Source organism: Achromobacter sp. ACM05, assembly GCF_019218915.1.
GTDB classification, from domain to species: domain Bacteria; phylum Pseudomonadota; class Gammaproteobacteria; order Burkholderiales; family Burkholderiaceae_B; genus Achromobacter; species Achromobacter animicus.
On record NZ_JAHUWQ010000001.1, the window covers coordinates 96,864 to 122,869 of the forward strand.

The 26,006-nt window shown below is 65.1% G+C and carries 19 protein-coding genes; 12 read left to right on the forward strand and 7 right to left on the reverse strand.

Annotated features, from left to right (window positions below):
* Positions 1 to 113 precede the first annotated feature (113 nt).
* Together KW836_RS00510 and pmbA are read right to left on the reverse strand one after the other, a co-directional pair.
* Positions 114 to 1,208 carry a TRAP transporter substrate-binding protein gene (locus tag KW836_RS00510; protein WP_218342171.1) on the reverse strand — a complete coding sequence of 365 codons (1,095 nt, stop codon included), beginning with the start codon at positions 1,206 to 1,208 and terminating at the stop codon, positions 114 to 116.
* 196 nt (positions 1,209 to 1,404) lie between these two features.
* Entirely contained in the window at positions 1,405 to 2,769 is a 1,365-nt protein-coding gene (gene pmbA / locus KW836_RS00515; protein ID WP_175125485.1) for a metalloprotease PmbA, read from the reverse strand.
* Positions 2,770 to 2,827: 58 nt separating this feature from the next.
* On the opposite strand from pmbA, the gene yjgA reads away from it, so the two are divergent.
* From yjgA to KW836_RS00545, 6 genes are all read left to right on the forward strand, one after another.
* Positions 2,828 to 3,379 carry a ribosome biogenesis factor YjgA gene (yjgA, locus tag KW836_RS00520; protein ID WP_175125487.1) on the forward strand — a complete coding sequence of 184 codons (552 nt, stop codon included), beginning with the start codon at positions 2,828 to 2,830 and terminating at the stop codon, positions 3,377 to 3,379.
* A 19-nt stretch (positions 3,380 to 3,398) separates the two neighbouring features.
* The gene (locus tag KW836_RS00525) at positions 3,399 to 4,073 is read left to right on the forward strand and encodes an alpha/beta hydrolase (protein ID WP_175125489.1); all 675 of its coding nucleotides are present in this window, start codon (positions 3,399 to 3,401) and stop codon (positions 4,071 to 4,073) included.
* Between the two features lie 382 nt (positions 4,074 to 4,455).
* Positions 4,456 to 5,460: an ABC transporter substrate-binding protein gene (locus tag KW836_RS00530; protein WP_175125491.1), complete on the forward strand. Its 1,005-nt coding sequence runs from the start codon at positions 4,456 to 4,458 to the stop codon at positions 5,458 to 5,460.
* Positions 5,460 to 6,275 (forward strand): ABC transporter ATP-binding protein, encoded by an 816-nt coding sequence (locus KW836_RS00535; RefSeq protein ID WP_056564409.1) that lies wholly within the window; start codon positions 5,460 to 5,462, stop codon positions 6,273 to 6,275. Before KW836_RS00530 ends, KW836_RS00535 begins: the two co-directional genes overlap by 1 nt.
* A gap of 3 nt (positions 6,276 to 6,278) precedes the next feature.
* Positions 6,279 to 7,115 (forward strand): ABC transporter permease, encoded by an 837-nt coding sequence (locus KW836_RS00540; protein WP_191578201.1) that lies wholly within the window; start codon positions 6,279 to 6,281, stop codon positions 7,113 to 7,115.
* Positions 7,116 to 7,124: 9 nt separating this feature from the next.
* Positions 7,125 to 7,817: an isochorismatase family cysteine hydrolase gene (locus KW836_RS00545; protein ID WP_218342172.1), complete on the forward strand. Its 693-nt coding sequence runs from the start codon at positions 7,125 to 7,127 to the stop codon at positions 7,815 to 7,817.
* A 75-nt stretch (positions 7,818 to 7,892) separates the two neighbouring features.
* Here the strand turns inward: KW836_RS00545 and KW836_RS00550 are convergent, their stop codons facing one another.
* Positions 7,893 to 10,334 (reverse strand): GNAT family N-acetyltransferase, encoded by a 2,442-nt coding sequence (locus KW836_RS00550; protein ID WP_218342174.1) that lies wholly within the window; start codon positions 10,332 to 10,334, stop codon positions 7,893 to 7,895.
* Positions 10,335 to 10,468: 134 nt separating this feature from the next.
* Here KW836_RS00550 and gltX point away from each other — a divergent pair, with 134 nt between their 5' ends.
* Entirely contained in the window at positions 10,469 to 11,875 is a 1,407-nt protein-coding gene (gltX, locus tag KW836_RS00555; RefSeq protein WP_218342176.1) for a glutamate--tRNA ligase, read from the forward strand.
* 207 nt (positions 11,876 to 12,082) lie between these two features.
* Here the strand turns inward: gltX and KW836_RS00560 are convergent, their stop codons facing one another.
* The 3 genes from KW836_RS00560 to KW836_RS00570 all read right to left on the reverse strand — a co-directional run bounded on the left by KW836_RS00560 (position 12,083) and on the right by KW836_RS00570 (position 14,569).
* On the reverse strand, positions 12,083 to 13,282 hold the full coding sequence (locus KW836_RS00560) for an MFS transporter (RefSeq protein ID WP_218342178.1): 1,200 nt from the start codon (positions 13,280 to 13,282) through the stop codon (positions 12,083 to 12,085).
* A gap of 98 nt (positions 13,283 to 13,380) precedes the next feature.
* Positions 13,381 to 13,887 (reverse strand): hypothetical protein, encoded by a 507-nt coding sequence (locus tag KW836_RS00565; RefSeq protein WP_175186489.1) that lies wholly within the window; start codon positions 13,885 to 13,887, stop codon positions 13,381 to 13,383.
* 232 nt (positions 13,888 to 14,119) lie between these two features.
* Positions 14,120 to 14,569 carry an Lrp/AsnC family transcriptional regulator gene (locus KW836_RS00570; protein ID WP_175126229.1) on the reverse strand — a complete coding sequence of 150 codons (450 nt, stop codon included), beginning with the start codon at positions 14,567 to 14,569 and terminating at the stop codon, positions 14,120 to 14,122.
* Positions 14,570 to 14,699: 130 nt separating this feature from the next.
* On the opposite strand from KW836_RS00570, the gene KW836_RS00575 reads away from it, so the two are divergent.
* The 5 genes from KW836_RS00575 (at position 14,700) to KW836_RS00595 (ending at position 24,479) form a co-directional block, all read left to right on the forward strand.
* Complete coding sequence (locus tag KW836_RS00575; protein ID WP_218342180.1) at positions 14,700 to 18,206, forward strand: indolepyruvate ferredoxin oxidoreductase family protein; 3,507 nt, start codon at positions 14,700 to 14,702, stop codon at positions 18,204 to 18,206.
* A 304-nt stretch (positions 18,207 to 18,510) separates the two neighbouring features.
* A complete protein-coding gene (locus KW836_RS00580) occupies positions 18,511 to 21,441 on the forward strand; it encodes a ribonucleoside-diphosphate reductase subunit alpha (RefSeq protein WP_175139128.1) in 2,931 nt (976 codons plus the stop codon).
* Between the two features lie 20 nt (positions 21,442 to 21,461).
* On the forward strand, positions 21,462 to 22,661 hold the full coding sequence (locus tag KW836_RS00585) for a ribonucleotide-diphosphate reductase subunit beta (protein ID WP_056564436.1): 1,200 nt from the start codon (positions 21,462 to 21,464) through the stop codon (positions 22,659 to 22,661).
* 350 nt (positions 22,662 to 23,011) lie between these two features.
* Positions 23,012 to 23,728, forward strand: coding sequence for a histone H1-like DNA-binding protein (locus KW836_RS00590; protein WP_175139129.1), 717 nt, complete (start codon positions 23,012 to 23,014; stop codon positions 23,726 to 23,728).
* Positions 23,729 to 23,918: 190 nt separating this feature from the next.
* Positions 23,919 to 24,479: a YggT family protein gene (locus KW836_RS00595; protein WP_056566878.1), complete on the forward strand. Its 561-nt coding sequence runs from the start codon at positions 23,919 to 23,921 to the stop codon at positions 24,477 to 24,479.
* Between the two features lie 76 nt (positions 24,480 to 24,555).
* On the opposite strand, the gene KW836_RS00600 is transcribed toward KW836_RS00595, so the two are convergent.
* Complete coding sequence (locus tag KW836_RS00600) at positions 24,556 to 26,004, reverse strand: D-alanine--poly(phosphoribitol) ligase (RefSeq protein WP_218342181.1); 1,449 nt, start codon at positions 26,002 to 26,004, stop codon at positions 24,556 to 24,558.
* Between the last annotated feature and the right edge of the window lie 2 nt (positions 26,005 to 26,006).

Sequence of the window (26,006 nt, forward strand, 5' to 3'; positions counted from 1 at the left end):
ACTCGAATGCCGTTCAACAAAAGCCTCAAAACCGCCCATTTTTTTGTAAAAAACGTGTGGTTACTAGCACAAACCCTCAAATTCACCGAATGCCATTCGGCACCGGCTTCCTCCTAACTCCTGGCCGACAGCGCCACGCCCAGGTACTGGCCGAACGCGCCTTCGGTCAGGCGAAACCACGGCATCTCGCTGTCGCGAAAGCCCATGTAACTATCATGCAATGCCTTGAATCTGGGGTCTTTGGCGCTCAAGTCCTTGTAGACCTGCTGCGATGCTTCAAACGCGGCGTCCATGATTGACCGGGGGAATGCGCGCACTTGCGCGCCATTCGCGGTCAATTGCGCCAGCGCCTGGGGATTGAGGGCATCGAACCGCGCCGTTGCCGAGGTGTGCGCAGCCAGCGCGGCGGACTGCACGACGGCCTGGTAGTGCTTGGGCAACTGGTTCCAGACCTCGTCGTTGATATAGAGCGACAGCTGTTCGCCGCCTGCCCACCAACCAGGTGCGTAGTAATACTTAGCTACTTTATTCAGTCCAAGCTTGGCATCTTCATACGCGCCCGCCCCCGCCACTGCCTGCAGGCCCTCTTTTTCGAAAAGCTCGGCCAGCTTGGCCAGATCGGCCTGCTGGGGGACAACGCCCAGACGGGACAGCACGTCGCCGGCCAAGCCGCCGACTCGCATCTTCAGGTCTTTCAGGTCGCCGGTGCGCTTGATTTCCTTGACGTACCAGCCGCCCATCTGGGCGCCGGTGTTGCCCAGCGGAAAGTTGATGATCTTTTCGGGCTTGAAGAGTTCGCGCGTCAGGCGCAGGCCCTCGCCTTCGCTCATCCAGGCGTTCATCTGGCGCGCATTCAGGCCGAACGGCACGGCCGCGTCGAAGCTGAACGCGGGATTCTTGGCGTAGTAGAGGCGCGAGCAGACGTGGCCGCACTCCACCTTTTTGGTGGACACGGCTTCCATGAGGTCAGCGGCGGCAACGACTTCGCCGTCGGGGAAGTGGCGGATGTTGAACTTGCCGCCGGTGGATTCGGCAACGAACTTGCAGAAGTTTTCGGCGGCGCCGACGCGCAGGTCCAGGGCGCTGGGAAAGCCTGAAGACAGGCGCCAGCTGACCGAGGGCATGTCCTGGGCGAACGCGGGCGCACTGACGGCGGCGCCAGCGACGGCGCCCAGGCTGGCGCGCTTCAGGAATGAACGTCGTTGCATCACTTTGCTCCTATACGGCAACACCCGGGACTTTGAGCAATACCCGCCGGATATTACACGGTGGCAATGGCCGGAACGGCTAGAGGAAATCCCGAGCGTAAAGGGGTTGCAATGCGCGGGATTGCAATGCGGGGGGATTGCCAAGCGGACAAATGCAGGAACCCGGCGGCGCATTGCGCGCCGCCGGCTCGCGGGGTCAGATCCCGGCGATTGCCATCTGCTCGATGAGGATCGAGCCGGTGGTCTTTGTGCCGCGCGAGATCGTGTCGGCGCCGATCGCGACGATCTGCTTGAACATGTCGGCCAGGTTGCCGGCAATGGTGACTTCCTGCACCGCATGCTGGATCTGGCCGTTTTCGACCCAATAGCCGAAGGCGCCGCGCGAGTAGTCGCCCGTCACGTAGTTGACGCCCTGCCCGATCAGTTCGGTGACGAGAAAGCCCGTGCCGAGCTTCTTGAGCATGGCTTCGAAATCGTCGCCGCGGCGGGTCTGCGTGGAGCTGAACACCAGGTTGTGCGAGCCGCCGGCGTTGCCGGTGGTGGTCATGCCCAGCTTGCGGGCGGTGTAGGACGACAGGAAATAGCCTTCCAGCACCCCGCCCGACACCACGTTGCGGCGGCGCGTGCGCACGCCTTCGTCGTCGAAAGGCGAGCTGCCCATGGCGCCGCGGATGTGCGGATCTTCGACCAGATTGATGTGCTTGGGAAAGAGCGGCTTGCCCAGCGAATCCACCAGAAAACTGGCCTTGCGGTACAGCGCGCCGCCGTTGACGGCCTGCGTCAGCGCGCCGACCAGGCCAAGCGCCAGCGGCGCCTCGAACAGGACCGGAAACTTGCCGGTGCGCACGCGGCGTGCCGACAGGCGCGACAGCGTACGTTCGGCGGCGTAGCGGCCGATGGCTTCGGGCGAAGCCATCTTGGCCGGATCGCGCTCGGACGTGTACCAGTAGTCGCGCTGCATGCCGTTGCCGCGGCCGGCGATGGGCGCAACCGACAGGCTGTGGCGCGAATACGGATAGCCGCCCAGGAAGCCGCGCGTGTTGCCCATCACGAACTGGCCTTCGTACGTGCCAACCGTGGCGCCATCGGTGTTGGTGATGCGGGGATCGACCTCGCGTGCGGCGCGCTCGGCGCGCAGCGCCAGTTCGGCCGCTTCCTCGGTGGAAACGGTCCAGGCGCGGTGCAGGTCCAGATCGGGAAATTCGGTGGCCAGCTGGTCGGCGTCGGGCAGGCCGGCGGCCGGGTCGGCGGCGGTATGGCGGGCGATGTGCCAGGCGGCTTCGACCGTCTGGCGCAGGGCGGCCTCGGAGAAGTCGGACGTCGACGCGGAGCCGCGGCTTTGGCCGGCGTAGACCGTCAGGTCCAGCGCCCGGTCGCGCGTCTGCTCAACGGTTTCGATGTCGTTCTTGCGGACCGAGACGGACAGTCCCAGGCTTTCGGAGACTTCCGCGGCGGCGTCGGAAGCGCCGATCTGGCGCGCGTAGGCCAGGGTTTGTTCGACAAGTTCGGAAAAACGCGCGTGATTCGCCGCCAGCGGCAAGGATGAGGAGGTTTTAACCATTGCAGTCCAATTTGCAGAGACGGTTATCATAGCCAAGTCTGTCATTGCGCAGTTTTCCATGAATTCCCATCCCCAAGAAGATTCCGTCGACGACGGTTACGACGAGAACGGCTACGACCGTCCCAGCAAGTCCCAGGTCAAGCGTGAGATGCACGCCCTGTTGGACCTGGGCAAGCAATTGATCGCGCTGTCGCCCGAACGTCTGAAGCAACTGCCGCTCGAAGAACGGCTGTACGAGGCCATCCGCATGGCCCAGCGCACCACCGGCCGCGAGGGTTTGCGGCGTCAGGTCCACTTCGTGGGCAAGCTGATGCGCGACGCGCCGGCTGACGTCATCCGCAAGCAGCTCGACGTCTGGGAGAACGGCTCCCGCGAGGAAACGGCCGCCATGCACCGCCTTGAAGGGCTGCGTGACCGCCTGCTCGACGACGACGACGCCCTGACCCGCCTCCTGACCAACAACCCGCAGGCCGACGTGCAGCAATTGCGCACGCTGATCCGCGCCGCGCGCAAGGAAAAGCTGGCCAACGCATCGCTGTTGCAGGGCCAGGAGCCGCAGAAGAAGCACTATCGCGCGCTGTTCCAGGCGCTCAAGACCCTTACCCTCTGATATCCCCAACAGCCCGTCCATGACCGCACCCGACCTGCTCGACTGCATCGAGATCGAAACCGCTCCCAACCCCACGCACGCCGTGATCTGGCTGCACGGCCTGGGCGCCGACGGCAACGATTTCGCGCCCATCGTGCCGGAGCTGCGCCTGCCCGCCGGGCGTGGCGTGCGCTTCGTGTTTCCGAATGCGCCGGTTCAACGGGTCACCATCAACAACGGCATGTCGATGCGTTCCTGGTACGACATCCTGGTGATGGATCTGGTGCGCGTGGAAGATGGCCGCGGCATCCGCGCCTCTGAAGCCGCCATCCACCAATTGATCGCGCGTGAAAACGCACGTGGCATCCCGACGTCGAACATCGTGCTGGCCGGGTTCTCGCAAGGCAGCGCGATGACCCTGCACACGGGTCTGCGCCTGAAGGAGAAGCTGGCCGGCATGATGGCGCTCTCTGGCTATCTGCCGCTGCTGGACACCGCAGAAGCTGAGCGTCAGCCTGCCAACAATGCCACGCCTATCTTCATGGCGCATGGCCAATACGATCCGGTGGTGTCGCTGGCGCGCGCCGAAGCGTCGTTGGCGGAGTTGAAGCGCCTGGGTTACGACGTACGCTGGCACACGTACCCAATGCCGCACTCGGTCTGCGCCGAGGAAGTGGCGGACATTTCGGACTTCCTGAACGAAGTGCTGGTCTAGCGCAGCACGGGCCAGGAACGAAAACGGGCGGCGTGCAAGACGCGGCTCGTGTTCCTGGCTGATGGGCGCGCCGGCATTGCGCGCCTACGATGGGATGAGCCCTGCCCCGTCACGATTCAAATCTGAAGCGGCTCAAAATCTTATTTTGTATACCAACTGGTATTCCAGCCTTGCATTGTCCCGGCTCGGAGGGCTTGCGTCCATAGAGAAAAACGCCAATCTCAAAACGCTTGTCGCCTCCTTATCTTGAATATAGTATTCGATCCAAGCCTTACCGGCCCGGGCCTTCTCCGTTCGGGCTTCCCTGTTGTTGCAGTCGATCCATCCCATTGGCCGTGTTGCGCCGATCCGTCGGCGCATTCAAGACGCAGGAGAAAGTCCCGTGAAGACCTTGCCCTTGCCCCGCCTGGCAGGCGCGGCGCTGCTCGCGCTGCTTGCCCCTCTGGCCGCTCAGGCCGAAGCCCTGAACCCTCCCGTAAAGGTGCGCTACGAAGAAGTGGTGCGATCGATCCTTTACGTGCCGAAGTATGTCGCGCTATCGCAGGGCTATTTCAAGGACGCCGGCCTGGACGTGTCCATGAAAACCTCGCAAGGCACCGACAAGGGCATGACCGCCCTGCTGTCGGGCAGCGCGGACATCGTGCTGATCGGGCCCGAGGCGTCCATCTACGTGCAGAACAGCGAATCACCGGTCAAGCCCAAGATATTTGCCGGCCTGACCGCCACGGACGGCTTTTTCCTGCTGTCGCGCAAGCCGGTCGACAAGTTCGACTGGTCCATGCTCAAGGGCAAGGAAGTGATCGGCTTTCGCCCGGGATCGAATCCCATCGTGTTTCTGGAGACCGCGCTGCGCAAGCATGGCCTTGATCCCCAAAAGGACGTGAAGCTGCTCAACAACATCGGCATCCCCGCGCGCGCTGGCGCCTGGATGGCGGGCCAGGGCGAATACGGCATCTTCCTGGAGCCGGAGGCCGGCGAGCTGGTGCGCAATGGCAAGGGGCACATCGTCGCATCCGTGGGACATGAAGTGGGCCAGGTGGACTACACGGTCTTCACCGCCACCGACAAATACATCCGCGACAACCCCAAGGTCATCCAGGCCTGGACCGACGTGGTCGCGCGCGCCGAGAAATACGTGAAGGACACGCCGGCCGCCACGCTGGCCCCGCAGATCATGACCTTCTTTCCCGGCATGGACCAGGCCGCGGTGACCGAGGCGATCGAACGCTACAAGCAATATCAGATCTGGAAGACCACGCCGCTGGTGACCGCGCAGGCGATGACGCAACTGCAGGACATGCTGGTGGCCAGCGCCGTGATGAAGGACACCGCCCGCGTCAAGTACGAGGACGTGGTGATCGCCGACTTTGCCAAAAAGGCGCAATGATGGGCGCCGCCATCCATAACCTGAAACCGGCGCCCGCCACGGCCAAGATCGAACTGCGCGAGGTCTGTCTTTCGTACTTCACGCCGGAAGGCGAGACCGAGGCGTTGTCGAACGTGTCGTTCAGTCTGGCGCCGGGCGAGTTCGTCAGCCTGATCGGGCAAAGCGGCTGTGGCAAGAGCACGCTGCTGTCGTTGATCGCGGGTTTGATTCCGCCGACCTCGGGCGCGGTGCTGGTCGACGGGCAGGCGGTGACCAAGCCGAATGCCCGCATCGGCTACATGCTGCAGCAGGACTATCTGTTCGAGTGGCGCACCATCCTGGACAACGTGATGCTGGGCGCCGAGATCCAGGGGCGGCGCGACGCGCGCAGCGAGGCGCGCGCCGTGCACCTGCTTGAAAAATGCGGCCTGGGCGCGTTTTTGTCGCACACGCCGCGGCAGCTGTCCGGCGGCATGCGTCAACGCGCGGCGCTGGCGCGCACGCTGGTCACCGAGCCCGACGTGATCCTGCTGGACGAGCCGTTTTCGGCATTGGATTCGCAGACGCGGCTGGCGATTTCCGACGAAGTCGTGGACATCCTGCGGCGCGAAGGCAAGACGGTGGTGCTGGTGACGCACGACATCGGCGAGGCCATCGCCATGACCGACCGCGTGATCGTGCTGTCGCGCCGGCCGGGACGTTTAAAGAGCCAGTACCGCATTCATTACGGCGACGGCCAGGTCCGACCCACGCCATTCCAGGCGCGCTCGCGGCCTGAGTTCAACACCTACTTCAAACAGCTCTGGGACGAGCTGGATGTTCACGTGGAGGGCTGACCCATGAACGCGCCGATTGCCAATACCGTTCCGCTGCGCGCCGTGCCCGGGCCCAGCGAGAAATACCTGAACTACCTGCGCCGCGACCGCGCGCGCCGCCGCAACATCCGCGTGGCCCAGGCGCTGCTGCTGGTGGTCTTTCTATGCGCGTGGGAAATCCTGCCGCGCATGCACATCGTCAATCCGCTGCTCACCAGCTATCCCAGCGCGCTGTGGCCCACGTTCCTGGAACTGTGGAATCACGGCAGCCTGGGCAAGCACATCATGACGACGCTGTCGGCCACGCTGGTCGGCTTTGTGCTCAGCATGGGCATCGGGATCGTGGTGGCGGCCGCGCTGTGGTGGTCCGACTTTCTGTACAAGGTGCTGGACCCCTTCCTGGTGGTGGCCAACGCCATGCCCAAGATCGCATTCGTGCCGATCTTCTATCTGTGGCTGGGTTCCGATTACGCGGTCTACGGCATGGCGGTGGCCATTGCGGTGTTCGTGACCATCATGGTCGTGTACGCGGGATTCCGCGGTATCGACCTGAACAAGGTGAAGCTTGCCCACACTTTTGGCGCCAGCCGTTGGCAGGTGCTGACCAAGGTCGTGCTGCCGGGCAGCGTGCCCACGTTGATCGCGGCCGTGAAGATGAACATCGGCCTGGCGCTGGTGGGCGTGATCGTAGGCGAGTTCCAGTCGGCGGATTCGGGCCTGGGCTTTCTCATCATGAACGGCAGCCAGGTGTTCAAGCTGAACATCGTCATGACCGCCATCGTGATGTTGGCGCTGATTTCCAGCGTCATGTATCTCATCATTTACCGCGTCGAGTCCGCCGTGGCGCGGCGTTACGGCTAAGGAGGCAGCATGGAATTCCCCCAGTGGGTGAAGGATCGCGTCGTGGCCCGTCAGGGCTGCCTGCATCCCTATGACGAACTGCCGGCCGCGCGCACCGCGGTGGTGGTGATCGACATGCAGCAGTATTTCCTGATGCCGGGTTATCAGGGCGAATGCGCCCCCGCGCGCGAGATCATCGACCCCATCAACCGCCTGTGCGGCGCCGTGCGCGATGCAGGCGGGGTCGTGGTGTGGGTTCAGACGGCGTCGGACAACGCGGACGTGTTCTGGTCGCATCATCATGGCGTGATGCTCACGCCCGAACGCAGCGCCCGCCGCCTGGAGACCCTGCGGCGCGATTCGCCGGGCTTTGCGCTGCATCCGGACCTGCACGCGCAGGCCACGGACCCGCGCGTGGTCAAGCGCTTTTACAGCGCCATGGCGCCGGGTTCGTCGGAATTGGAACCCCTGCTGCGCGGGCTGGGCGTGGATACGCTGCTGATCGCCGGGACGGTCACCAACGTGTGCTGCGAATCCACCGCGCGCGACGCAATGATGCGGGACTTCCGGACCATCATGATCGACGACGCGCTGGCCGCGGTGACGCCGGCCGAGCACGAAAACGCGCTTCACGGCTGGATGCTGTTTTTCGGCGACGTGCTGTCGGTGGACGAAGCGGCCGCGCGGCTCAAACCCGCGCAGCCGTCGCGCCGGACCGCCTGAAGCGATCCGGCGCGACGGGTGACGGGTCCAGACCCGGGCCCAGCCCAAGGTCCAGACCCAGATCCTGAATCAGACTCAGCCCAGGTCCAGCCAGACCCGGCGCATCGTCGGGTCCTCGGGATCGCGATCGTTCGTGAAGCCCAGGCTGGTCATCAGCGCCAGCATGGGCCGGTTCGTCGACAGCACCAGGCCGTCGATGTATTCCAGGCCCTGCTCGCGCGCGGCGTCGATCAGCGCCGTCATGAGCTGACGTCCCAACCCGCGCCGTTGCCAGTCGTCGCCGATCACCAGCGCGTATTCCGCGCCCCGGCCGTCGGGATTGCGCAGGTAGTGGGCAAAGCCCACCAGCACCTCGCGCGGATGGCCGCGATTGGCGGGATTGGGCACCTGCGTCGCCGCCACCAGGGCGAGTTCGCGGTGATAGTCCACCTGCGTGTAGCGCGACACCATGCGCGGCGTGAGTTCGCGCATCATCGACACGAACCGCATGTAGCGCGACCGCTCCGACAGGCCGCGAATGAATTCCTGCAGCGCCTCGCCGTCTTCCGGGCGGATCGGGCGCAGCACCCACGGGATGCCGTCATCGAACCGGCGCACCTGCACCAGCCGAGCCGGATACGGGTGGATCGCCATGTGCGGGTAGCCCGTGGTCTGCGGCGAAGCGCAGCCCGGCGTATCGGTCAGCGTCATGCGCAGGCCGCCGGCGCGCAAATGGGTTTCGCCAGCGTAGAGCGGATCGATGTCCAGGGATTCGATGTCGGGCAGTTCCGACACCAGCTCGGACACCAGCACCAAGGTTTGCTGCAGCGCCTCGGCGGCCAGGTGGCCGACCCGGGGGGCCAGCACGCGCCGCCACAGCCTGCTGCGCTCGATGAGTTGGCGCGCCAGATAGCCGTTCAGCGGCGGCAAGTCCATGCCGCGCTCGGCCAGCGACAGCACCGCGTCCGGCCCGCCCGCGCCAAAGCGGATGACAGGGCCGAATTGCGGATCGCGACGCACGCGGATCGCCATGGGCCGTGATTCGGCTTCGGCTGCCGTAGCCGACGCGGCCGCGTCGGACAGCGGCACATAGAACAGCGACAGCAATGTGCGGATTTCGGCCGTATTCAGTTCGCGCCGGCAATCGGCGCGCACGCGCGCAACGATTTCGCGCGCCGCCGCCAGGTCCGGCACGTGGCTGGCAGGTTCGGGCGGCTGCGTCTGCAACAGCAACTGCTGGTTGTAGTGGTGCGACGCCAGCACGCCGAACGCGTCCGCGGCCGACTCGGGCGTGCGGAACGCCGACGTGCCCGCATCGTCCAGCATGCGCCGCAACGGCCGCATGCCGGCATCGCCCATGAAGCAGGTCACCACGGGTTTCTTGGCGGACGGCGCGATCTGCGCCAGTTCGCGCGCCACTGCGGGCATGTCGGCCAAGGCGTCGGGCGCCAGCAGCACCAGCACACCGTCCACGCCGGTGTCGTCCAGGACGGCCTCGAGCATGGCGCGGATGCGCTCGGGCGTCATCGGCAGATAGGTGATGACGGGGTTGGCGGTGCCGGCGTCGGGCTCCAGCATCTCGGCCAGCGCGCGCTGCGTGGCGGGCGCCAGGTCGGCGCGCAGGACGGCGGCGTCGGGGCCGATCAGATCCATGGCGAGCTGCGGGGGTCCGCTGCCGTTGGAGATGAGCGCCACCCTGCGGCCCTTGGGGCGGCGCGTGTAGCCCAGCACCTTCACGGCCGAGAAGAGCTGCACGAAGTAGCGCACACGCACCGCGCCAGCCCGGCGCAGCGCCGCATCGAAAACGGCGTCGCTGCTGTCGGCATCGGAGCGGCCGGCCTTGAGCACGATGACCGGCTTGATGCTGGCCGCGGCCCGCAGTGTGCTCATGAACTCGCGGGCGGGCCCGACGTCTTCCAGGTAGAGGACGATGCTGTCCGTGCGCGGATCGCTGGCCAGGTAGTCCAGCAGCTTGGGCAGGCCCACCACAGCCTCGTCGCCCAGCGACACGGCGGTGGAAAAGCCGATGTGCACGTCCTCGGCCCAGTCCATGACGGCGGCCATGATGGAGCGCGACTGCGCCACCAGCGCCACGCGGCCGCTGCGCGCCAGCACCGGGTGCTGGCTGAAGTTCAGGCCCGCGTGCGGCCGCTGCGCGCCGAAGGAGCGCGGCCCCAGCAGTTCGCAGTGGTTTTCCTCGGCCCAGGCCCGGCACAACGCCAGCGTGCCGCGCGGGTACGGGTCGGGCAGTTCGTGCGGCAGCAGGATCACGGCGCGGGGCAACAACGGCGCCAGGCGGCGCAGCGTTTCGGGCAGCACGGCAGGCGACACGCAAACCAGGGCCAGATCAGGCCGGTCGCCCTGGGCCAGGCCTTCAAGCCTGTCCGGCAGGTCGGGGGCTGCACCGGGTTCGACGGTGACAACCGTGGTCTTTGTCTTCAGGGAGGGAGACAGGGAACTTGCCGCGGGCAGCGGCCGATCGGCCACGATCACCAGCGAGGCGGGTTCGAACATCGGCGCAAGAGCGTGTCTCAACATGGGGAGGTCGGGCCAGGGCCTGTTCACACTAATCTAAAATAGCGTTCATCGTATCAAGACAAGCCCGCTGTCCGCTTGATGAGGACACTGCCCGACGCCGCTTTGTGGCGCCGCAGCCGCTAACACTGCCACCTATGACTTCCAACGCCACTACACCCATTCGCACCCGCTTTGCGCCTTCGCCCACCGGTTTCCTGCATCTGGGCGGCGCGCGCACCGCGCTGTTCTCCTGGGCCTTCGCGCGCCACCACAAGGGCACCTTCGTGCTGCGCATCGAGGACACGGACGTCGAGCGGTCCACGCCGGAAGCGGTGCAGGCCATCCTGGACAGCATGGAATGGCTGGGCATGCAGCCGGACGAAGGCCCCTTCTACCAAATGCAGCGCATGGACCGGTACCGCGAAGTCGTGGCCCAGATGCTGGCCGCCGGCACCGCCTATCACTGCTACAGCTCGCCCGAAGAAGTCGAAGCGATGCGCGAGGCTGCCCGCGCCCGCGGCGACAAGCCGCGCTACGACGGCACCTGGCGCCCGGAACCCGGCAAGATGCTGCCCGCCATCCCCGAAGGCCGCAAGCCGGTGGTGCGCTTCAAGAATCCCCAGGACGGCGCCACGTCCTGGAACGACATGGTCAAGGGCACGATCAGCTTCGACAACACCGAGCTCGACGACCTGATCATCGCGCGTCCGGACGGCACGCCCACCTATAACTTCTGCGTCGTGGTCGACGACTGGGACATGGGCATCACGCACGTGCTGCGCGGCGATGACCACGTCAACAACACGCCCCGCCAGATCAACATCCTGCGCGCGCTTGGCGCCACCCTGCCGGAATACGGCCACGTGCCGATGATCCTGGGCCCGGACGGCGAAAAGCTGTCCAAGCGCCACGGCGCGGTCAACGTCATGGAGTACGACAACGAGGGCTATCTGCCCGAAGCCATGATCAACTACCTGGCCCGTCTGGGCTGGAGCCACGGCGACGACGAGCTCTTCTCGCGCGACCAGCTCGTGTCGTGGTTCGACACCAAGCATCTGTCCAAGTCCGCGTCGCAGTGGGATCCCAAGAAGCTGAACTGGGTCAATGCCCACTACATCAAGCAGATGGACAACGCCGAACTGGCCGAACGCGTCGCCACGCGCGTGGCGACGCGCGGCGGTTATCCCGAGCAGATCGACCTGCCGGGCGTCATGGGCCTCCTGAAGGACCGCGCCGAAACGCTGGAGCAACTGGCCGATGGCGCCATGCTGTTCTGCGGCGAATTCAAGGGCGCGCCGGCGGAGCTGGCCGAACAGCACCTGACCGCGCCGGCCCGCGAGGCGCTGGCCGATTTCGCGCAGCGCGCGCAGGATGCGGAGTGGACGCGCGAAGCGCTGTCCGCGCTGATCAAGGGCGTGCTGGCCGACCGCGGGCTGAGGATGCCGCAACTGGCCATCCCGCTGCGCGTGGCGGTCACCGGTCAGACGCAGACGCCTGCGGTGGATGCGGTGCTGGCACTGCTGGGCAAGGAAACCGTGCTCAAGCGGCTGTCGGCGATTTGAATCCGGGTGTCAGACACTCTCCGAAAGCCTACTGCCCAGGTGTCTGACACCCTTGAGAGATAACGCCACAAACCCGCGACGGTCTCGGCAGGGTGTCTGACACCTGCATAATCCAAGGATGCCTGACACCCCCATAAACAAAGGGCCTTTTCATCCAACGATGAACAAGGCCCTTTCTGTTTTCAATCTGGCGTGACGCCAACGCCCTCACCCCTGCTGCATCCCCGCCCTCGCCTTGAGCGCCCGGGCAAAGAACGCCCCCAGCAGCGGCAGCAGCACGGCCGAGCCGCCGAATAGCGCGCCCGGCCCGATCTCGTCCACCACCGCCCCCGCCAGCGCCACGCCGGCCGCCTGCCCCATGAACAGGCACGACGCGAACCACGCGACCGCCGTGCCACGCGCCGACGGCACCATCTGTGTTGCGTTCGTCTGCAGCGTCGCGTGCAGCAGGTAGTACCCAAAACCCGCCAGGACGCTTGCCAGCAGGCTCCACATCCACACCGGCCCCAACAGGTATGACAGGAACGCCACGCCCAGCACCAGTCCGCCCGCGACAGCCAGGCCGCGCTCGCCGAGCCGCTTGAGGATGCGCCCCGCGACGACTGTATAGATCAGCCCGCCCACCGCGTACACGGCCACCAGCGCGCCCGCGGCCGTCAGCGAGATATCGAAACGCTCATGCAGGTACGACGGCGCAAAGGCCAGTGCGCCGAACACCAGCAAGCCTTCGATGAACACCGTCGCCAGCACCACGCGCGCCCACCGCGTGCCGAGCACCAGCCGCGCCTGCGCGATAAAACCTTGCCGTGGCGCACCGGGATCGACCTGCGCAAATCCGGCCGCGCGCTGGCGACGCACTTCCAGATGCAGCAGCACGCCCACGATCAGATAGCCCGCCACGAGCGCGGCAAAGGCCCAGCGCCAGCCGACGGTATCGGCGAACAGGCCGCCCGCAAGCTGGCCGGCGGACATGCCAAGGATGGTGCCGGTCAGAAAGCGCGCCAGCGTCGCCTGCCGGCGTTCATAGGGGACGTTGTCGCCGATCCAGGCCATGGACAGCGGCACGATGCCCGCGCCCGCGGCGCCCGACAAGGCGCGGCAGAACACCAGCATATCGAGCGATCCGGCCATGACGGCGCCGGCGCTGCCCAGCGCACACGCCACGGTGGCGACGCTGACCACGCGGTATTTGCCGTAACGGTCGCCCACCGGACCGAAGAACATCTGCAGCACGCCATACGCCACGGCAAACGCCGTGACCGCGCGCGCGGCCTGGCCGGTGGTGGTGCCGAATTCCGCCGCCAGTTGCGGCAGCATGGGATCACAGATTCGGAAAGCGCTGGCGCTGACGAAGGCGGCCAGCGCCAGCAGCGCGATCGCGCGTGCTTCGGAGGACAGGGCGGGCATGGATAACCGGCGGCGGGGCGAAAGTCGAAGCCCGCACCTTACCGCAGCCCGGCCCGCTTGGCGAAACCGCCGGGCGAAGTGTCCGCCCGGCGCAACGCTCAGTAGGCGAGGCGATAGCCCGCCGGCATGCGGCGCGCCGTGAGCAGCATGCCGCCGCTCTTGAGTTCACGCAGCGACAGCTTGGATTGCTCGACCTTTTCGACGCGGTAGCGGTTCAGATAGATCGGATCGGTGGGGTCCACCGGCTCGCCGGCCGACTTGGTGGTGCGCATCGTGTAGACGCCGTTCTCCACGCTCCAGCAGCCCGTCTCACGCAGCGCGGGACGCGTCTTGCGGCCGATCTTGAGCAGGGATTCGTAGGACATCGTGCCGTCGGCCGACAGCACGATCAGCGCTTGCATGTCGCCGGCCACGTCGCGCGGACGCGAATTGGACAACCAGGTGCCGACCATCGGGTCACCAGCCTTGGCGGGCGTGCAAGCCACCGGCTTGGGCGGATCCGCAGGCTGGGCCTCGGTGATGGCGGCGGGCTTCCTGGCGGCGCAACCGGCCAGGATCACGAGGGCGCAGGCAACGCCTGCCGTACGCAAAAACACACTGCTCATGACTTCCTCAAGACGTCCGCCGACGCGCCGCGCCGATCACACCGGCACGTCCCAGGCGCAGCGGACTTCACGCACTCTAAATAGGCGCCAGGGAAGAATCAACGAGGATCCGCGCCGTGTGCAAATGCGCAACAGTGCGGCCGCGAGCGCGCCCGGAATCCGCGCGGAAACCGCAAAAATGCGTTGGTTTCAAGCGACAGAGCCTCTCTATATATAGAGCGCCCCGAAACGGCTACAGCGGCAGCCGCTGTTCGTGCTTGATCTCGCGCAGCGCCACGATGGTGCGTGTCTGCCGGATGCCCGGCATGTTGAAGAGGAACCGGTGCAAGAAGCGGTCATAGGCTTCGGGGCTTTCCACCAGGATTTTCAACAGGAAGTCCGAATCCCCGGTGACCGCATAGCACTCCAGGATTTCCGGCGCATCGCGCACCGACCGCTCGAAGTGTTCAACGGTGTTGGCCGAGTGCCGCTCCAGGCTGATCTGCGCAAACATGCAGCCCAGCCCCACCTTGCTGCGGTCGACCTGGGCGCTGTAGCCCTGGATCACCCCGCTCGCCTCCATTGCCTTCACCCGCCGCCACACCGGCGCGGCGGACAACCCCACCTTCTCGGAAAGCTGCTGCGCCGAGGCCCGGCCGTCTTCCTGCAGGGCCTTGAGGATGCCGATATCGGTCTTGTCCATTCGTTTGTCTCCTGATTTTTTTGGAATACGAAATGTTCATTGCGAATTATAGGGATAGCACGATCCAAAAACGCAATAAACCTGATCCCTCGCGAACCTATCATGGTGCCAAATACGAGGAGCATTGACTATGGACGGTACCCCCGCCGCCGCACCCGAGCTGGACCTTGAGTATCAGCTCGCCGACAACCTGACGCGCGAGTCCGGCCGCATCTTCCTGACCGGCACGCAGGCCCTGGTGCGCATGATGCTGACGCAGCGCCGGGTGGACCGCGAGCGCGGCCTGAACACGGCCGGTTTCGTGTCGGGGTACCGCGGATCGCCGCTGGGCGGCGTGGACATGGCCATGTGGAAGGCGCAGAAGGCGCTGGACGCCAACCAGATCACCTTCCTGCCGGGCATCAACGAAGACATGGCCGCCACCGCGGTGATGGGGACGCAGCAGGCCGGCGTGCGCGACGACCGCAATGTCGATGGCGTGTTTGCCATGTGGTACGGCAAAGGCCCGGGCGTGGATCGCGCTGGCGACGCGCTGCATCACGGCAATGCCGCGGGCGCCTCGCGCAACGGCGGCGTGCTCGTGGTGGTGGGCGACGACCACACCGCCGTATCGTCCTCGATCCCGCACGCCAGCGAGGCCTCGCTCATCGGCTGGCAGATGCCCATCGTGCATCCGACGTCCATCGACGAATACGAGACCTTCGCGCTGTGGGGCTGGGCGCTGTCGCGTTATGCCGGCACCTGGGTTGCCTTCAAGGCGGTGTCCGAGACCATCGAAAGCGGCCACTCCTTCACCCCTGCCCCGATCCAGACTTACGACATGCCCGCGGATCCGGACATGCCGTCCGGATCGCTTGAGTATTCGGCGCGCGACTTTCTGTCCCTGGCGGTCGAGACGCGCATGAACCAGCGCATGAAGGCGGTGGCTGCCTTCGCGCGCCGCCACAGCCTGGACAAGCTGACCTGTCCGGCGCCCAAGGCAACGGTGGGCATCGTCACCGTGGGCAAGGCGCACCTGGACACCATGGAAGCGCTGGCGCGACTGGGCGTGGATACGGTGACGGCGAACGCGCCCGTACGCATCTACAAGCCGGGTCTCACCTGGCCGATGGACGAGGGCCGTCTGCTCGAATTCGCGCGCGGCCTGTCGCACATCCTGGTCGTCGAAGAAAAAGGCGCGGTGGTCGAAAGCCAGATCAAGGACATGCTGTTCAACCTGCCCGAGCGCCCCACGGTCGTGGGCAAGAAGGGTCTGGACGGCGAGCCGATGGTGACGTCGGCCGGCCAATTGCGCCCGTCGCTGCTGGCCGCGCCGCTGGCCGGCTGGCTGTCGCGCGCCGCAGGACTTCCGGTGAACCGCGACCTGTCGGCATTCGAATGCCAGGCTCCGCTGTCCAACGACGCGGACGGGATGCGCCGCCGCCCTTACTTCTGCTCGGGCTGTCCGCACAGCACGTCGACCAAGGTGCCCGAGGGCAGCCAGGCGCTGTCCGGCGTGGGCTGCCACTACATGGCTGCATGGATGGACCGCGACACGGGTGGCCTGACGCAGATGGGCGGCGAAGGCGTCGACTGGATCGGCCTGTCGCGCTACACGAAGATGCCGCACATCTTCCAGAACATGGGCGAAGGCACGTACTACCACTCGGGTTACCTGGCCATCCGCCAGGCCGTCGCGGCGCGCGCCAACATCACCTACAAGATCCTGTTCAACGATGCCGTGGCGATGACGGGCGGGCAGCCGGTCGATGGCCCCATCTCTGTCCCGCAGATCTGCCAGCAGTTGCGCGGCGAGAACGTGGCGCGCATCGTGGTCACCACGGACGAGCCCGAAAAGTACCAGGGCGTGGACCTGGGCCCGGGCATCAAGGTCCACCACCGCCGCGAGCTGGACGCGCTGCAGCGCGAGCTGCGCGAAATCCCCGGCGTGACCGTGCTGATCCATGACCAGACCTGCGCCGCCGAAAAGCGCCGCCGCCGCAAGAAGAACCAGTTCCCGGATCCGGCGCGCCGCATGCTGATCAACAGCGCGGTGTGCGAAGGCTGCGGCGACTGCGGCGTGAAGTCGAACTGCCTGTCGGTCGTTCCGCTGGAAACGCCTTATGGCCGCAAGCGTGCGATCGATCAATCCAGCTGCAACAAGGACTATTCCTGCGCGGAGGGCTTCTGCCCCAGCTTCGTGTCCGTGATGGGCGGCAAGCCCAGAAAGAGCGCGGCGCCGAAGGCCGACCAGGAACGCCTGCAAGGCCTGATCGCCGGCCTGCCGCTGCCCGACATCCACGCGCTGGAGCATCCCTATCGCCTGCTGGTCGCCGGCATGGGCGGCACGGGCGTCATCACCATCGGCGCCATCGTGTCGATGGCCGCGCACCTGGAAGGACTGTCCGCGGCGGTGCTGGACCTGACCGGGCTGGCGCAGAAAGGCGGCACCGTCGTCAGCCACATCCGTCTTGCACCCGCCGGCGCAACCGCCGGCCCCGTGCGCCTGGACTGGCAGCAGGCCGACGCGGCCATCCTGTGCGATCCGGTCGCCGCCGTCGCGCCCGATTCGCTGGGCGCCCTGCGCCGCGGCCACACCAAGGTCACGGTGAACACCTACGTGGCGCCGGTCTCCGACTTCACGCGCAATCCCGACGCCGCGATGCGCCCCGAAGCGCTGCTCGCCAAGATCCGTCACGCGGCCGGCGACACGCACACCGCGGCGATCGACGCGCACGAAGCGGCCCTCGCGCTCTTCGGCGACAGCATCCTGTCGAACATGTTCATGCTGGGCTATGCCTGGCAACGCGGCGGCGTGCCGCTGTCGCAGGCCGCCATCTACCGCGCGATCGAACTGAACGGCGTGGCGGTCGCGGCCAATCGCGCCGCCTTCGACAACGGCCGGCTCGCAGCGCATCAACCTGACGCGCTGCAAGGCGCCTTGCGTCCCCGGGCCCAGGTCGTGCAGCTTCACGTGCCCGAAACGTTCGAACGTGCCGTGGCGCGCCGGGTCGAAGACCTGACGGCTTATCAGGACGCCGCGTATGCCCGCACCTATCAGCAGGTCGTCGACGCCGTCGCGGCACGCGAGCGGGAGCTGGCGCCGGACGCCAAGTCGACGCGCCTGGCGATGGCGGTGGCGCGCGGCCTGTACAAGCTCATGGCCTACAAGGACGAATACGAAGTGGCGCGCCTCTATACCGGCGACGCGTTCAAGGCGCAGCTGGAGGGTCAGTTCGAAGGCGAGTACAGCCTGCGCTTTCACATGGCCCCGCCGATCTTCGCGCGCAAGGATCCGCGCACCGGCGTGCCGCGCAAGATGACGCTGGGTCCGCGCACGATGTCGGCACTGAAATTGCTGACGCGTCTGAAGGGCCTGCGCGGCACGTGGTTCGATCCGTTCGGCCACACGGCCGAGCGCAAGATGGAACGGGCGCTGGTGAAGGAGTACCGCCAGACCATAGACCAGCTCGTTGCAGGGTTGACCTCGGACAACCTCGCGCAAGCGGCTACAATCGCCGCCCTGGCAGAAAACATTCGCGGTTTCGGCCACGTGAAGGCCGCGAATGTCGACAAGTATCGGACCGATCTGGCCCGACTCATGCAGAGCTATACAGCACCGGCCTCACACGCCGTCCCCTTGCGGAAAACCGCATAAACAGCCGGTCTGAGTGGTCACTGACCTGGGCGCGCCTTACGGGGCGCGCCTAGTGCATTTGGTTACAATCTTTTGTGGGATTCGTCTTATCTTCTTCTTGTCCCTGTAAACCTCGATCACTAGAATTAGTGGCCAACGAGGGGTGCTACACTACATCTTGTGGTCGCCCAAGCGCGGATTCCCGCCGGCCACGCCTTACGGACTAGCCCGTCCGGACGTTGCGACCCCCATTACAAGATCCAATTTTGACCCGACATGACGCCGTCATGCCGTTATCTACGCGCTTTTACGCACAGGAGCTTCCATGCAGACTACGATCGCCTCTGTGACCCGGCCTTCGGCCGTGCCGCCCTCCCAAACCGACTCCCCCGCCGACGCCAATAGCGGCAAATGGGCCAGCTACAACATCATCCGCCGCAATGGCTCGGTGGTTGGCTTTGAGCCCAGCAAGATTGCCATCGCCATGACCAAGGCCTTCCTGGCCGTCAATGGCGGCCAAGGCGCCGCATCCGCCCGTGTGCGCGAACTCGTCGAAACGCTGACCGGCCAAGCCGTCAACGCGCTGGTTCGCAACCGCCCCAACGGCGGCACCTTCCATATTGAAGACATCCAGGACCAGGTCGAACTGGCGCTGATGCGCTCTGGCGAGCATGACGTCGCGCGCGCCTATGTCCTGTACCGCGAAAAGCGCACGCAGGAACGCGCCGCTGCTGCTGCCGCCGAAGGCCAGCAGAAGGCCGCCGCCGCGCCGCAGGAACACGTGCTGAACGTCACCGACGGCGGCGTGCGCCGTCCGCTGGACGTCGCCGAACTGCGCGCGACCATCGTCGCCGCCGGCGAAGGCCTGTCTGAATTCATCGACGCCGAAGCCATCCTGAAGGAAACGGTCAAGAACCTGTACGACGGCATCCCCGTCGACGAAGTCTTCAAGTCCGCCATCCTGTCCGCGCGCGCGCTGGTCGAAAAGGATCCGGCCTACAGCCAGGTCACCGCCCGTCTGCTGCTGCACACGATCCGCAAGGAAGTGCTGGGCGAGGAAGTCTCGCAAGACGGCATGGGCGCGCGTTACGCCGAATACTTCCCCACGTTCATTGCCCGCGGCATCGAAGGCGGCCTGTTGTCGCCCGAACTGGCCAACTATGACCTGACCAAGCTGGGCAAGGCGCTGAACGCCAAGCGCGACCTGCAGTTCGGCTACCTCGGCCTGCAGACCCTGTACGACCGCTACTTCCTGCACATCCGCGGCACCCGCATCGAACTGCCGCAGGTCTTCTTCATGCGCGTGGCCATGGGCCTGGCGCTGCGCGAGACCGACCGCGAAACGCGCGCCATCGAGTTCTACGAGATCCTGTCCTCGTTCGACTTCATGAGCTCCACGCCCACGCTGTTCAACTCGGGCACGCTGCACTCGCAGCTGTCGTCGTGCTACCTGACCACCGTCTCGGACGACCTGGAAGGCATCTACGACGCCATCAAGGAAAACGCGCTGCTGGCCAAGTACGCCGGCGGCCTGGGCAACGACTGGACCCCGGTCCGCGCGCTGCGCAGCCACATCAAGGGCACCAACGGCGAAAGCCAGGGCGTCGTGCCGTTCCTGAAGGTCGTCAACGACACGGCCGTCGCCGTGAACCAGGGTGGCAAGCGCAAGGGTGCGGTCTGCACGTACCTCGAGTCGTGGCACCTGGACATCGAAGAATTCCTGGAACTGCGCAAGAACACCGGCGACGAACGCCGCCGCACGCACGACATGAACACGGCGAACTGGATTCCCGACCTGTTCATGAAGCGCGTCATGGAAGGCGGTGAGTGGACGCTGTTCTCGCCGTCCGACTGCCCCGACCTGCACGACAAGTATGGCCGCGCGTTCGAAGAAGCCTACGTGGGCTACGAAGCCCGCGTCGCCAGCGGCGAACTGAAGCTGTTCAAGAAGATGCCGGCGCTGACGCTGTGGCGCAAGATGCTGTCGATGCTGTTCGAAACCGGCCACCCGTGGATCACGTTCAAGGATCCGTGCAACATCCGTTCGCCGCAGCAGCACGTGGGCGTCGTCCACAGCTCGAACCTGTGCACCGAGATCACGCTGAACACCAACGAATCCGAAATCGCGGTTTGCAATCTGGGTTCCGTGAACCTGGTCGCACACATGAAGCCGGCTGCCGGCGGCGGTTTCGAACTGGACCACGACAAGATCAAGCGCACGGTCAGCATCGCGATGCGCATGCTCGACAACGTGATCGACATCAACTACTACGCCGTCGACAAGGCCCGCAATTCCAACGCGCGCCATCGTCCGGTGGGCATGGGCATCATGGGCTTCCAGGATTGCCTGCAGATGATGCGCGTGCCGTACGCATCGCAAGCCGCTGTTGAATTCGCGGACCGTTCGATGGAAGCGGTGTGCTATCACGCGTACTTCGCGTCGAGCCTGCTCGCTGAAGAACGCGGTCGCTATCAATCGTATGAAGGCTCGCTGTGGTCGCGTGGCATCTTGCCGCAAGACACGTTGAAGATGCTGCGTGATGAACGTGGTGGTCACGTTGAGGTTGATGAATCGAGCACGCTCGATTGGGATACGTTGCGCACGCGCATCAAAGAACACGGCATGCGCAACTCCAATTGCATCGCAATCGCCCCAACCGCCACTATTTCCAATATCATTGGCGTATCTGCGTGCATCGAACCCACTTTCCAGAACTTGTACGTCAAATCGAATCTCTCCGGCGAGTTCACGGTCGTTAACGATTACCTCGTGCGTGACCTGAAGAAACTCGGTCTCTGGGACGAAGTCATGGTCGCCGACCTCAAGTACTTCGACGGCAGCCTGTCCCGCATCGATCGCGTTCCGTCCGAACTCCGCGAACTCTACGCCACCGCGTTCGAAGTCGAACCGAGCTGGCTGGTTGAATGCGCGTCGCGCCGTCAGAAGTGGATCGATCAAGCCCAGTCGCTGAACATCTACATGGCTGGCGCATCGGGCAAGAAACTGGACGACACCTACAAGCTGGCATGGACGCGTGGCCTGAAGACCACGTACTACCTGCGCACCCTTGGCGCCACCAGCGCCGAGAAGTCCACCGGACGCGGCGGCGAACTGAACGCCGTCAGCGCAGGCAATCCGTCCACTGCTTCCGCCGTTGCCGCAGCACCTGTTTTGCCGGAACCCGAAGTTCTCGGGGCGGTTTGCACCATGCGGCCGGGCGACCCCGGCTTCGAAGAGTGCGAAGCCTGCCAATAACCGCCTCCGGAGAATGAATCATGATTAATTGGGACGACGACACCACCGCCACGCAACCTGCACAACCTGCCGCGCCCGCGGCGGGCGGTCAGGCTGCCCCGGAAGTCCGGGCGGCGACGGGTGTTTTCGGCGACACCGCCATGCCCACGCCGGCCGCGCCTGAACACGCTGCCGGCCTGGCCGCCAGCGGCTCGGCCACCTCGCAGCGCGTGAAGGTTGCCGACAAGCGCATCATCAATGGCCAGACCGACGTCAACCAGCTTGTGCCTTTCAAGTACAAGTGGGCGTGGGAAAAGTACCTGGCCACTTGCGCCAACCATTGGATGCCGCAAGAGATCAACATGTCGCGCGACATCGCCCTCTGGAAGAACCCGAACGGGCTCACCGAGGACGAGCGCCGCATCGTCAAGCGCAACCTCGGCTTCTTCGTGACCGCCGACTCGCTGGCCGCCAACAACATCGTGCTGGGCACCTACCGCCACATCACGGCTCCCGAATGCCGCCAGTTCCTGCTGCGCCAGGCCTTCGAAGAAGCCATCCACACGCACGCCTATCAATACATCGTCGAAAGCCTGGATCTGGACGAAGCCGAGATCTTCAACGCTTATAACGAAGTGCCGTCCATCCGGGCAAAAGACGAGTTCCTGATCCCGTTCATCGACGCGATCGCTGATCCCAACTTCAAGACGGGCACGCCCGAAGCCGACCAGACGCTGCTGAAGTCTCTGATCGTTTTCGCTTGCCTCATGGAAGGCCTGTTCTTCTACGTTGGCTTCACGCAGATCCTGGCGCTTGGCCGCCAGAACAAGATGACCGGCGCTGCCGAGCAGTACATGTACATCCTTCGCGATGAATCCATGCACTGCAACTTCGGCATCGATCTGATCAACACCGTCAAACTGGAAAATCCGCATCTCTGGACGCCGGAATTCCGCGAAGAAATTCGAGAACTCTTCCGCAAAGCGGTCGAACTCGAATACGCTTACGCCGAAGACACGATGCCGCGCGGCGTGTTGGGCTTGAACGCACCCATGTTCAAATCCTACCTGCGCTTCATCGCCAACCGTCGTTGCCAGCAGATCGGTATCGAACCTCTGTACCCCCAGGAAGAAAATCCCTTCCCGTGGATGGCGGAAATGATCGACCTTAAAAAGGAACGCAACTTTTTTGAAACTCGCGTGATCGAATACCAAACCGGTGGCACGCTGAGCTGGGAGTAACGCAGTACGCCATCGAGCCCGGCGCGGGCACGCCCTCTTCTCGTTGATGGGCGTCGCGTTCGCGACAGGCTTGATGGCAATCTCCTTGGTCAGGGTGTCTTCGAACACGTAGAACAAGCGGTCGGCGGCCTGTGGACAGGCTGCCTGCCGGCGCCATTTGAAATGGCTCGCGCCAAAGGAGCGGGGGCCATATCAAATGGCTGTGCCGAATTCATTAGCGCAAACCGTAGTAGCTGTTGCTCGCACAGAACAGCGGCATGCGCCGATGAATAGCCCGGGCACGGTCCGCCAATTGGCGGGTCGGGGCACGGGTTTAAGTTCTGGGACCCCTGAACCTAAGGAGCATGACCATGGCAACAGCCAAGAAAGCCGTCAAGAAAGCAGCGGTGAAAAAACCCGCCGCCAAGAAGGCAGCAGCAAAGAAGGCCGCTCCGGCCAAGAAAGCTGCCGTCAAGAAAGTCGCAGTGAAGAAAGTCGCAGCCGCCAAGAAGCCGGCCGTGAAGAAGGTTGCCGCCAAGAAGGCGCCGGCCGCCAAGAAGGCCGTTGCCAAGAAGGCAGTCGCCAAGAAGGCCGTAGCAAAGAAGGCTCCGGCCGCCAAGAAGGCCGTTGCCAAGAAGGCAGTTGCCAAGAAAGCCGTCGCAAAGAAGGCCGTAGCCAAGAAGGCTGTCGCCAAGAAGGCGGTTGCCAAGAAAGCTGTAGCCAAGAAGGCCCCGGCCGCCAAGAAAGCGGTTGCCAAGAAGGCTGTCGCCAAGAAGGCCCCGGCCGCCAAGAAAGCCGTAGCCAAGAAGGCTGCTGCCAAGAAGGCCCCGGCCGCCAAGAAAGCGGTTGCCAAGAAGGCCGTAGCCAAGAAGGCCCCGGCTGCCAAGAAGGCTCCCGCTGCCAAGAAGGCTCCCGCTTCCAAGCCGGCTGTCGCCGCAAAGAAGCCCGCCGCCGCCAAGAAGCCCGCTGCGAAGAAAGCCGCTCCGAAGAAGCCCGCAACGCCGCCCACCACGGCTGCTGCCCCGGGCGCGAAGACCGCGCTGAACCCCGCCGCGTCGTGGCCGTTCCCGACGGGTGGCCGTCCCTAATCCGGACGCGCCGAAGCGTTAGCTTCATCAGAGCCGCCTGGTATTTACCGGGCGGCTTTTTTGTCGTCCCCGCGTCAATGCCATGCAAATGGCTGCCCCTTTGCACTAGGCCTGAAGCACTAGGACCGTACGCAATTTTTACGTCTGGCCGTGCGACAATTGACTCCTCTTTTTTGGGGTGATCGCGTCCATGCTCGGTGAAATCTTCCGCTTCCTTCTCGAAATCGTGTTCACGCTGTTTGGCGCGGCACTGATTGCACGCGCCTGGATGCACGCGATACGGCTGCATCCCTTCAACCCGCTGGCGCGCGCGATCTACGGCGCCACCAACTGGCTCGTGATGCCGCTGCGCAAGATCATTCCCGCGGGCAACAAGATCGACTGGACCAGCCTCGTGTGCGCATGGCTGTCGGCGCTGGTCTATCTGGTGCTGCTGTGGCTGGTGGCCATCGGCGCGCTGATTCCCGCCGCACTGCTGCCCGCCGCCATGGGTTCGGCGCTCATCATGACCGCGAAATGGGCGCTGAATCTGGTGGTCTGGTTGACGCTGATCCAAGCCGTGCTGTCGTGGGTCAACCCGATGGCGCCCATGATGCCGCTGCTGCAGTCGCTGACCGCGCCGTTGCTCGATCCCATCCGCCGCATCCTGCCGCGCACCTCGATCGACTTCTCGCCGCTGATCCTGCTGGTGGCCGCGCAGATCCTCTTGATGGTCCTGGCTCGCCTGAGCTACGGCATGATGGGCGTGTAATCGCCCGCCGCACCATTGCTTTGCACAGCGCCCCCATCAGCGGGGCGCTGGTCCATCCGGCCGGCGGCGTCTTGCGCTAGACCGGAATGGCGCTGTAGATCTCGATCAGCTTCTTGCGATCGATCTTGTGGTTGTTCGACATCGGCAGCGCCGGGCAGGCAACCAGCTCTGACGGCACCATGTACGGCGGCAGGCGCTCGGCCAGCCGCTCCTTCCAGCCGGACAAGGTCTCCGGCGCAAGCAGCGACGCCTCCTGTCCCGCACCGTCCAGCCCAGTCACGAAGCCGATCAACCGCACCGCGGTGCCGTCGGGACGGCGCAGCACCGCGCAGGCGCTCCCTTCCACCCCCGGCAGGCCGTGCAAAGCCTCGTCGATCTCGGCCAGCTCGATGCGATAGCCGTTCAGCTTGATCTGATCGTCCATCCGGCCGCGGCAAAACAGCAGCCCGCCCTCTTCCATCAGACCCAGGTCGCCCGTGCGGAACGCGCGGCGGCCATCGTCATAGGTGTAGAGCTTGGCCGCGTTCAGGTCGGCGCGGTTCAGGTAGCCGCGCATGACGTGGTCTCCCACGATGCAGATCTCGCCCTCGTCCACGAGCAGCACGCTGTCGGGCTTGGCGTGTCCGACCGGCAACGGATCGTGTGCCGCCAGCACCGCATCGGTAACTTCGATCCAGGTGGTGGCCACCGTGGCTTCGGTCGGGCCGTAGGTGTTCAGGATGGATGCGTCGGGAAAACGCTGGCGCAACTTCTTGGCCAGCGCCGCCGGCAGCGGCTCGCCGCAGAAGAGGAACGTGCGCAGCGTCGGCAGCGTGACGGGCGAGAAGTCGCGGTTGGCCAATTGCTGGTGGGCGAACGACGGCGTGGACACCCACACCGTGATGCCGTGGCCGGCCAGCCGTTCCATCCACGGGCCGGGCGCGGCGATCTGTTCGCGCGCGTTGAGCACGCAGCTGCCGCCGGACGCCAGCGTGGCGAAGACCTCGTACATGGACAGGTCGAAACTGAACGGCGCCTGGTTCATGAAGACGGGCGCCTCGCCCAGGCCAAAGCTGCCGAGCATCCAGTCGCCGAGCAGGCCGACGCTTTCGCGGCCGATTTGCACGCCCTTCGGATCGCCCGTGCTGCCCGACGTGAACATCAGGTAGGCCAGGCCACGCTCTTGCAGCACTTCGCCCTCGCCCGCCGTGAAGGTGCCGGCCGCGGCATCGAAGACGGCGGCGGCGCGCACGATCTCGACGATGCGGCGCAGACGCTCAGCAGGGTAGATGGTGTCCACCGGAACGAACGGCGCGCCGATGAGCAGCGCGCCGACCATCGCGACGAAGAACGCGGCTTCCTTGTGACCGTAGATGGCCACCGGCACGTCGGGCGCCACGCCGTGCTGGCGGGCGGCGTCGGCCCAGGCCTCGGCCTCAGTGCGCAACTGCGCCCAGGTCAGGCTGCGGTCGGCGGCGGCAACGGCCAGCGCGTCGGGCGCGCGGCCGTCGTCGGCGAACTGGAAGGACTTCAAGTCGAAACGCATGC

Bases quoted from the DNA above. Each gene is read 5' to 3' on its own strand.
- KW836_RS00560 (WP_218342178.1), bottom strand. From the start codon at position 13,282: ATGCCCGCCCTGTCCTCCGAAGCACGCGCGATCGCGCTGCTGGCGCTG.
- KW836_RS00575 (WP_218342180.1), top strand. From the start codon at position 14,700: ATGGACGGTACCCCCGCCGCCGCACCCGAGCTGGACCTTGAGTATCAG.
- KW836_RS00595 (WP_056566878.1), top strand. From the start codon at position 23,919: ATGCTCGGTGAAATCTTCCGCTTCCTTCTCGAAATCGTGTTCACGCTG.
- KW836_RS00510 (WP_218342171.1), bottom strand. From the start codon at position 1,208: ATGCAACGACGTTCATTCCTGAAGCGCGCCAGCCTGGGCGCCGTCGCT.
- KW836_RS00535 (WP_056564409.1), top strand. From the start codon at position 5,460: ATGGGCGCCGCCATCCATAACCTGAAACCGGCGCCCGCCACGGCCAAG.
- gltX (WP_218342176.1), top strand. From the start codon at position 10,469: ATGACTTCCAACGCCACTACACCCATTCGCACCCGCTTTGCGCCTTCG.
- KW836_RS00545 (WP_218342172.1), top strand. From the start codon at position 7,125: ATGGAATTCCCCCAGTGGGTGAAGGATCGCGTCGTGGCCCGTCAGGGC.
- KW836_RS00600 (WP_218342181.1), bottom strand. From the start codon at position 26,004: ATGCGTTTCGACTTGAAGTCCTTCCAGTTCGCCGACGACGGCCGCGCG.
- KW836_RS00585 (WP_056564436.1), top strand. From the start codon at position 21,462: ATGATTAATTGGGACGACGACACCACCGCCACGCAACCTGCACAACCT.
- yjgA (WP_175125487.1), top strand. From the start codon at position 2,828: ATGAATTCCCATCCCCAAGAAGATTCCGTCGACGACGGTTACGACGAG.
- KW836_RS00565 (WP_175186489.1), bottom strand. From the start codon at position 13,887: ATGAGCAGTGTGTTTTTGCGTACGGCAGGCGTTGCCTGCGCCCTCGTG.
- KW836_RS00590 (WP_175139129.1), top strand. From the start codon at position 23,012: ATGGCAACAGCCAAGAAAGCCGTCAAGAAAGCAGCGGTGAAAAAACCC.
- KW836_RS00570 (WP_175126229.1), bottom strand. From the start codon at position 14,569: ATGGACAAGACCGATATCGGCATCCTCAAGGCCCTGCAGGAAGACGGC.
- pmbA (WP_175125485.1), bottom strand. From the start codon at position 2,769: ATGGTTAAAACCTCCTCATCCTTGCCGCTGGCGGCGAATCACGCGCGT.
- KW836_RS00550 (WP_218342174.1), bottom strand. From the start codon at position 10,334: ATGTTGAGACACGCTCTTGCGCCGATGTTCGAACCCGCCTCGCTGGTG.
- KW836_RS00580 (WP_175139128.1), top strand. From the start codon at position 18,511: ATGCAGACTACGATCGCCTCTGTGACCCGGCCTTCGGCCGTGCCGCCC.
- KW836_RS00525 (WP_175125489.1), top strand. From the start codon at position 3,399: ATGACCGCACCCGACCTGCTCGACTGCATCGAGATCGAAACCGCTCCC.
- KW836_RS00540 (WP_191578201.1), top strand. From the start codon at position 6,279: ATGAACGCGCCGATTGCCAATACCGTTCCGCTGCGCGCCGTGCCCGGG.